Raw genomic sequence first — 7,487 nt, 5'->3', positions numbered from 1 at the left:
GAGGTCGAACACCCCCACCCGACCTGGCTCCGTCCCACCCACGCCCGGACACAGCCGATCAACCGCAAGACGATCATCACCGCCGCATGCGCTGGACTGGCGACCGCCACCCTGATCGGCGGCGCGCTCGGAATCCTGGCCGCCGTCCTGATCGCTCCCGCCGTCGGGACTTACCTCCACAAGAGGAAGCCCGAGCAGACCCAGCACGAGCACGAACGAATCGCCGCCGATCTGCCGTTCGCCGCTGATCTGATGACCGCCTGCCTGCTCGCCGGACGCCCCGTAAGCGCGGCCACCGAGATCGCCGCCAACGCGATCGGCGGTCCCCTGGGCGAGAGGCTGACGTGGGTGAGCAGCCAGCTGCGCCTGGGCGCCGACCCCGAGCCCACCTGGGCGCTCCTCGCCGACGACCCCGCATTGGGCCGGCTCTCTCGAGCCATGACCCGAGCAGCTCAGAGCGGCGCTCCGGTGGCAGATGTCCTGACCCGCCTGGCAGACGACGCCCGAGATGCCGCTCGAGCCGCATCCGTCGCCTCGGCCAGGCGGGTCGGCGTCAAGGCGGTAGCGCCCTTGGGCCTGTGCTTCCTGCCGGCGTTCGTCCTTCTCGGCATCATCCCGGTCATCGCCGGCCTCGCCTCCACGATCGTCCTCCCATAGCTTCTATCGCGCGCGAAACCCACCAGGTGGCTTTGGGTGAGCCCGGCGGCGACACCACAACCCTCGAACGGCCGACCGGCCACTCGAACGGCCGACCGGCCAGAAGGCCAGGTGCTACCTCGTCCGATCGCACAGCTCCTGCGAACGTTTCCGCGGCGGTCAGAGCGCCCACCTCGGCGACCACCGCGAGCAGGCGACGACCTCGGCTGCGCTATCGACCTCTGCTCTTCGCTTGAGCTCGGGCGGCCGCGATCGCGGCCGGGGCGGTCACCTGACGACGCGGTAGCGCAGGTGCGTGACGCCGGGTGCCTCGAGCACGCGCGTCTGCATCGCGCTGATCTCGTTCCCGTCGAGATCGTCGATCAGGCGGATGCCTTGGCCCGGAATCGCGGGCGTCAGGTGGATCTGTATCTCATCGAGCAGTCCGGCGATCATGCACTGCCGCGCGATGCTCGCCCCGCCGATCACCGATACGTCCTTGTCGCCTGCCGCGTGCCGGGCCTGTTCGACGGCCGCCCGGACGCCATCGACGAAGGTGAAGGACGTGCGTCCGGCCGGCACGGTGGCCGGCGGCGAATGCGTCACCACGAACACCGGCGCGTCACCCAGCGGTTGCTCGCCGCCCCAGCCACCGGTCAAGTCGTAGGTGCGCCTTCCGGTGAAGATCGCGCTCATACCCGCGGGACTCATCGGTGCCAGAAGCATCCGGGTTCGGTCATACACAGAGTTCCGTTATCCACAGGACGTGCGCGTCGCCCTCATCCATCCACAGAACGTCACTCGGCCCATCGAGCCCGGCCTCGTCTCGGCGAACCTTAGGTCTCCCGCCGGACAAGACCCGGCTCCACCGAGCACCTGGAGGCACGATGCACAGTCCCGCCACCACGCCAGGCACCATCAGCGCCATCCCAGTCGCGCCCCTCGCCACGTCGAAAAACAGCGCAGCTCGCAAGGTGAATCCCAGCAAGACGAGCTCGCCCATGCCCGCCCACTCGGCCCCTATCCCATCACCTGGCACTGCGGCCCGCATGGCCGCACACAACCCGCCGCACTCCATCGCAGCTCCGAGCGCAACTCGCAACGCCGCAGAAGCCGCCCAGTCACCTCACGCGTCCGCAAGGGACATCGAGCCGGAGGCCGGGCGCCAAGCAACGCCTCACGCCTTTCCGCACATGCCATCGACTACTGCTCCCGACGACCCCAGCACACCTCGAAGCCCCCGACGGCGGTTCAACAGGTGGCCGCATTACGCGGCCGTCAACCGGGAGCGAGGCATGTCCACAGCCGAATACGCCGTAGGAACGATCGCCGCGTGCGCTTTCGCCGCACTCCTCTTCAAGGTGGTGAGCAGCCCGGAGGTCCAGGAAATGTTGTCGTCGCTCATCGACCAAGCGCTCAACACGAACGGGTGACCTTCCGTCCCGCGCAGACCGTGCCCGCCTCGTGGGCCACGGGGTGCCCTAGCCTCGCACAGGCGCAGGCCGTGAGGCCGCTACAGGGTCAGGGTCCTGCGCGAGTTGTGACGGACGTGCGGCGGCGGGCGTCACGCGGCTCGGTGACGGCCGAGACCGCCGCGATGTTGCCCGCGCTCATGGTCGTCCTGGCCGCCGCGCTGTGGGCCATCCAAGCCGTAGGTGCCCAATTGGAATGCGTGGACGCCGCCCGAGCGGCGGCCCGGGCCGCCGCTCGGGGCGAGCCGCTGGACCAGGTTCGCGACGTCGCCCGCTCAGCCACACATCCGGACGCGCACGTAGACGTAACGCGCGACACAGAGACCACAAGAGTGCAGATCACCGTGCAAGTACGACCGGCATGGGGTTCCTCGCTGCCGGCAGTCCGCGTATCCGCCTCCGCCACCGCCGACACCGAACCATGACAACCACCACGACATAGGAGACGGGAGCCATGGAGCCGTGAGACCCAGGACCGTCCGGCATCTCTGGAAGCCAGCGGTGCCGCCCTCTGACGACCTGCCGCATCTCAGCTGTAACGGCTCCATGGCCACCCCCATCAGCAAGGGGAGGTAGCGATCAATCCCAGGGAACGAGGGTCAGCCACGCTGTGGGGCGTGGCGCTCATGGGGCTCCTGATGGCCGTCGCCACGGCGTTCGCAACCGTGGGCGCCGTGCGCGTGGCCCGCCATCGCGTCAACAACGCCGCCGATCTGAGCGCGCTGGCCGCCGCCAGGCTGGCCCTGTTCGACCCGCAGGGCGCCTGCACGAGAGCCGCTGCATTGGCCGCCCAGAACGGCGTCGAGTTGACCAGATGCGAGATCAATGACCAAGTAGCCGACGTCTGGACCTCGTTACCGATTTCGTTGCCAATAGTCGGCACCCGCACCGTGAACGGCAGATCGCGAGCGGGCCCGGCAGAGCCGACTCCTCCGGGCAGTGCCGACCGGTAGAGGACTGCGCCGGGACGGTGCCCGGACGGGGAGCGCCAGTACAGGCATGCAGCAAGAACGGCGACGACACGACAGCGCCACGCCTGCGACGTGATGAACGGGTTCGGCGAGAAGCGCCGCCGCCCAGCATCCGACAATGCGTGCTGCAAGGCAGCTGGATGTCGCCACTCACCATTCTCCGAAACGGACGGGATCCATGAGGAATAGCCACCTTTAGGGTGCTGAGCTGGCGATATAAGCCTTTCCCCGGTGTGTGGGAAGGCGTGAGCATAGTGCGATCCCTGGGGTTTGTGAGGCAAGGTCGCAATCAAGTCACGACTTCTTGGACGAGGTGTCCAAGAGTTGGATATCTCGCGTAACGTTCCGCTTACCCTCGGTCCATACCGTCTGCGACAAAGGGTCTGGGAGAGCCGGAACGAAGTCGCTAAGGTGCAGGTCCGGGGGCGGTCGGTGACCGTATCGCCGGGCGGACTGCACTTCCGGTCGTCGTCCGAACGCCCTCGTCAGGGCGGCGGGCGGCGCGAGGCTCTCGATGGAGGGAAGCGTCGTGACGGTAGTTGGCAGAGTGATGGCCGTGGGGATCGTCGCGGTGGGATCCATGGTGCTCAGCGGCTCCGCCCAGGCGTCCACGGCCTCCACGTCATCCAAAGTGATCGTGGTGACGCAGGCCGACTCTGCCGGGCAGATCACCTCTCCCTCCGATGGCCAGGTCGTCTCGAGCCGGTCCGTTACGGTTTCCGCGCGTACGGGGTTGATGCAGCTCCGCGTGGGCCTGTACGTCGAAGGGCCCTCGACGCCCACGCAGAAGGTGGCCGATGGCGGAGCGAACCAGACGATTTCCGGTACGTTCGACGCCGGGAACGCCCCCAACGGCACCTTCACCGTGACCCTCAAGGGCGAGATCACCGGGACCAAATACGCCGGCAGCACGTTCAAGCTGCGGCGGCCCGCCGAGACCCCGGGCAATGTGAACGCCCGGCTCCAAGGCACGAAGAAGGTCCTCGTGACCTGGAGCAAGGGCTCCGAGTCCGACCTGCAGTCGTACGAGGTGGCCAACACCCAGTCCGGCGTCGTGGGGCGGCTGCCTGTGGACAGCGCGTGCGCCGGCGGCACGTGCGAGGCGGCGCTCACCGTGCCTGCCAATGCGGCGGGGCAGAAGGTGGGGTTCACGGTCAAGGCGTTCCGGGGCGACGGCGACGGCGGGTCGATCGCGTCGGACGAATCGGGCGCCGCCTACGTCACGGTCCCGGCCCCGCCGGCGGCCCAGCCGAAGAAGGAGACGGCCAAGACCCGGGAGACGCCGAAGGAGACCAGGAAGGTCGATCCGCTGCCGACCCTGCCCGCCAAGAAGCAGACCCTGCCCACGAGCAAGCCGACCACCCGCCAGCCGACCTCCAAGCTGCCTGCCATCCCCGACACCGACTCGGACGGCAACCTCCCGATCCCGACCGCCGGCGGCCAGGGTGAGACGGGCGGCCTGAACCCGGCGGGCACCAAGGAAGACGGTACGAATACCGCGCCCGTCCAGGCTGGTGGCGTCAAGGCCCAGTCGAACGAGTCCCCGATAGGAAACATCGGCCAATACGGGCTCTATATCGCGGGTGGCCTGCTCCTGCTGCTGCTCGGCGCCCACGCGGGGGCCTGGGCCCGACGGCGCGCGCTCGCTGCCGAGGCGGACGGAGCCCTCAGTCCCCGGCCGTCATGGCTTCGGGGGCGGGTGCGGGTGCGGGTGCGGAAGGCGGCGGCGAGTTGGCGGGTGATGCGGTTCGGGACGACGACGACGGTGTTCCGCTCACCTCGACTCCTCCTCGGCGCAGGCCCGCCGTGATCCTTGCCGTGGCCAGGACCCGCGTTCCCGATCCCGCATCTGGTTCGAAGGTCCCCTCGGCCGAGCTCTCACGCGCTCAGGCCAACCTGCGACGGGCTCAGGCCGATCTTCCGCGTGGCCAGGAGACACCCTCCGTCGAGCGTCCGGGCGTTGAAGGCCCCGCGATTGGCCGCTCCCGTGCTGAAGGCTCGACGCCGGGTGGGTCGCGTGCTGGGGGGTCATCGACGGCTGGTCCGGTGCGTGCCGAGAGGGCGTCGTCGGTTCGTCGGTCCCATGTCGAGGGCTCGTCGTCGGGTGGGTCGCGTGCCAGTGGGTCGCCTGGTCCAGTGCGTGTCGGGGAATCGTCGTCGGATGGGCGGCCGCCGGCTGAAGAGGTGTCCACGGCGGGGCGGCCGTCGGTTAAAGGGATGTCCTCGGGTGGTCGGTCGACGGCTCACCGGGCAGCCTCCGTCGATCGGCTGGAGGTTGGGGAGGCGGAGGAGCACGCCGATAGCCGGCGGGTGCAGGGAGCATCCGCTGCCTGCCGTGCCCGGCTCCAGGAGCTTCCGCAGGCGGCTCTCATCGACCAGGCATGCGAGGACGTGCCTGCCGCCAGGGTGCCATTAGGTGGTGGCGAGGTGCGGGCGGTCGTGGACAAGGCGGCGGGGGAAGCCGGTGGTGCGGACGAAGGGCATGCGGCTCGTCAGGAGCCGGTCCGGATCGCGCTGCCCAGCTCGGCCGTTACGGATGTGCCTGAGTCGTCCGCGTCCGTTCTCCGCCCCGCCGTACGGATCGAGGATCGCTGGGACGACTACCTGCCGCCCTCGCCGAGGTCGATGGAGGACAGCGGGTACTGGGAACGGCCGCAGCCTGGAGCCGCCGACTTCTGGGCGGCGGACGACGATGACGACCACCCTGGCGATGAAGGCGACGATGACAAGCGTGCCTACGCAGCGCGCCGGCACAACGGCGGTCACAGCTAGCAAAGGAAGCCGTGCCGGATCACCTGCTCTGAGGTGGATGTCAGTCTTGTTCGGCGGCCAAGAGGGTGTTCAGGAGACGGATGGCGCCGCGTTTGTGTAGTGGTTCGTTGCCGTTGCCGCATTTGGGGGACTGGATGCAGGACGGACAACCGCGTTCGCATTCGCAGGACGCGATGGCCTCGCGGGTGGCCGTGAGCCAGTCCACGGCGCGGGCGTAGCCGCGTTCGGCGAAACCGGCACCGCCTTCGTGGCCGTCGTACACGAACACCGTGAGCAGGCCGGTGTCGGCGTGCAGCTCCGTGGAGACGCCGCCGATGTCCCATCGGTCGCAGGTGGCGAACAACGGCAGCAAGCCGATCGAGGCGTGTTCGGCGGCGTGGGCGGCCCCGCCGAGGTCGATGCCCGCTTCCGCGAGAGGGGCGACGGCGGAGGCGGGCAGCGTCCACCAGACCGCGCGGGTACGGAGAGTGCGGGGCGGCAGGTCGAGCGGCTCGTCGCCGAGCATCTCTCCTGACTGGAGGCGCCTTTTGAGGTACGAGACAACTTGCCTGGTCACCTCCACCTCGCCGAAGTGCAGCGTGCCGGGGCCCAGCGCCTGCGAGCGCTCGGTGGCGAGGATGGAGATGTCGGTGATGTCCCGGGCGAACGTCGAGTAGTCGGGATTGGCGCTGGAGACCAGGGCCACTCCGGCCTCCAGGTCGAGGAGCTCCACCAGGAACGTCTCGCCCTGGTGGATGTAGACCGCGCCCGTGTGGACGGTGGTGTGCGCGGACGGCTCGTCCACACTGCCCAGGAGGCGGCCCGTGGACGACTCGACGACCTGGATCGGGGCGCCTCCGCCGCCTCTGATGTCGGCGAGGTCGGTGGCGCGCTCGCGCCTGGTCCAGAACCAGCCCGCCGGGCGCCTTCGCAGCAATCCCTCGCCGACCAGGTCGTCCAGGACATCGGAGGTGGTGGGGCCGAAGATGGGCAGGTCGTCCTCGGTCAGGGGGATTTCGGCGGCCGCTGCGCAGAGGTGTGGCCCCAGGACGTACGGGTTGCCGGGGTCCAGGACGATGGCCTCCACGGGCCGGCCGAACAGGGCCTCTGGGTGGTGCACGAGGTAGGTGTCCAGCGGATCGTCTCTGGCGATCAGCACGGCGAGTGCGTCACGGCCGTCGCGGCCCGCGCGGCCGGCCTGCTGCCACAGGGAGGCGCGGGTGCCTGGCCAGCCCGCGATCAGCACGGCGTCGAGACCGGAGACGTCGACGCCTAGCTCCAGGGCGTTCGTGCTGGCCAGGCCCATGATGGTGCCTTCGCGGAGTGCCTTTTCCAGGAGGCGGCGGTCTTCCGCGAGGTAGCCGGCTCGATAGGCGGCGATCTTGTTGGGGAGGTCGGCCAGGTCGGACTGATCCGACGGTGTCCAGGCCGGAGAGCTCGCCGTGGGTGACGCGCCTGCTGTGGTGTGGTCGACCTCAGGTGATGCGGCTGTCGCGGACTGCGGCTTGGCTGCGGGCAAGGCCTCTGCCGCCGTCTCGCGGTCGGCGTGCTCGACGTCCGCAGGGCGACCGAGGCCGGCGTGGCGGGGTGCGCGGCTCTCGGTCGGCGCGGTGGGCACCGGGTCAGAGGCGGGTGTTGTGCGGGCCGGGGTGGGTGT

Annotated in this window: 8 protein-coding genes; 6 read left to right on the top strand and 2 right to left on the bottom strand. The window is 69.4% G+C overall.

Features of this window, described 5'->3' with window-relative positions:
* Window positions 1-657: type II secretion system F family protein (locus ETD86_RS51240; protein WP_342779365.1), on the top strand; the 657-nt coding region annotated here is incomplete at its 5' end.
* A 267-nt stretch (window positions 658-924) separates the two neighbouring features.
* Here ETD86_RS51240 and ETD86_RS51235 read toward each other — a convergent pair.
* On the bottom strand, window positions 925-1,332 hold the full coding sequence (locus tag ETD86_RS51235) for a dihydrofolate reductase family protein (RefSeq protein ID WP_170223750.1): 408 nt from the start codon (window positions 1,330-1,332) through the stop codon (window positions 925-927).
* A gap of 599 nt (window positions 1,333-1,931) precedes the next feature.
* On the opposite strand from ETD86_RS51235, the gene ETD86_RS60460 reads away from it, so the two are divergent.
* From ETD86_RS60460 to ETD86_RS51210, 5 genes are all read left to right on the top strand, one after another.
* Entirely contained in the window at window positions 1,932-2,069 is a 138-nt protein-coding gene (locus ETD86_RS60460; RefSeq protein WP_246149476.1) for a DUF4244 domain-containing protein, read from the top strand.
* A 107-nt stretch (window positions 2,070-2,176) separates the two neighbouring features.
* Window positions 2,177-2,533 carry a TadE family type IV pilus minor pilin gene (locus ETD86_RS51225; RefSeq protein ID WP_246149475.1) on the top strand — a complete coding sequence of 119 codons (357 nt, stop codon included), beginning with the start codon at window positions 2,177-2,179 and terminating at the stop codon, window positions 2,531-2,533.
* 153 nt (window positions 2,534-2,686) lie between these two features.
* Complete coding sequence (locus ETD86_RS51220; RefSeq protein ID WP_281287100.1) at window positions 2,687-3,061, top strand: Rv3654c family TadE-like protein; 375 nt, start codon at window positions 2,687-2,689, stop codon at window positions 3,059-3,061.
* A gap of 547 nt (window positions 3,062-3,608) precedes the next feature.
* A complete protein-coding gene (locus ETD86_RS51215) occupies window positions 3,609-4,889 on the top strand; it encodes a hypothetical protein (protein ID WP_138673869.1) in 1,281 nt (426 codons plus the stop codon).
* Window positions 4,890-5,389: 500 nt separating this feature from the next.
* Complete coding sequence (locus tag ETD86_RS51210; RefSeq protein ID WP_138673868.1) at window positions 5,390-5,851, top strand: hypothetical protein; 462 nt, start codon at window positions 5,390-5,392, stop codon at window positions 5,849-5,851.
* A gap of 40 nt (window positions 5,852-5,891) precedes the next feature.
* On the opposite strand, the gene ETD86_RS51205 is transcribed toward ETD86_RS51210, so the two are convergent.
* Window positions 5,892-7,487: Zn-binding domain-containing protein (locus ETD86_RS51205; protein ID WP_246149474.1), on the bottom strand; the 1,596-nt coding region annotated here is incomplete at its 5' end.

Origin of the sequence: Nonomuraea turkmeniaca (genome assembly GCF_005889735.1) — a bacterium.
Taxonomy (GTDB): domain Bacteria; phylum Actinomycetota; class Actinomycetes; order Streptosporangiales; family Streptosporangiaceae; genus Nonomuraea; species Nonomuraea turkmeniaca.
Note: the sequence above shows the minus strand (reverse complement) of the source record. Positions and strands in the feature narration are given on the sequence as shown.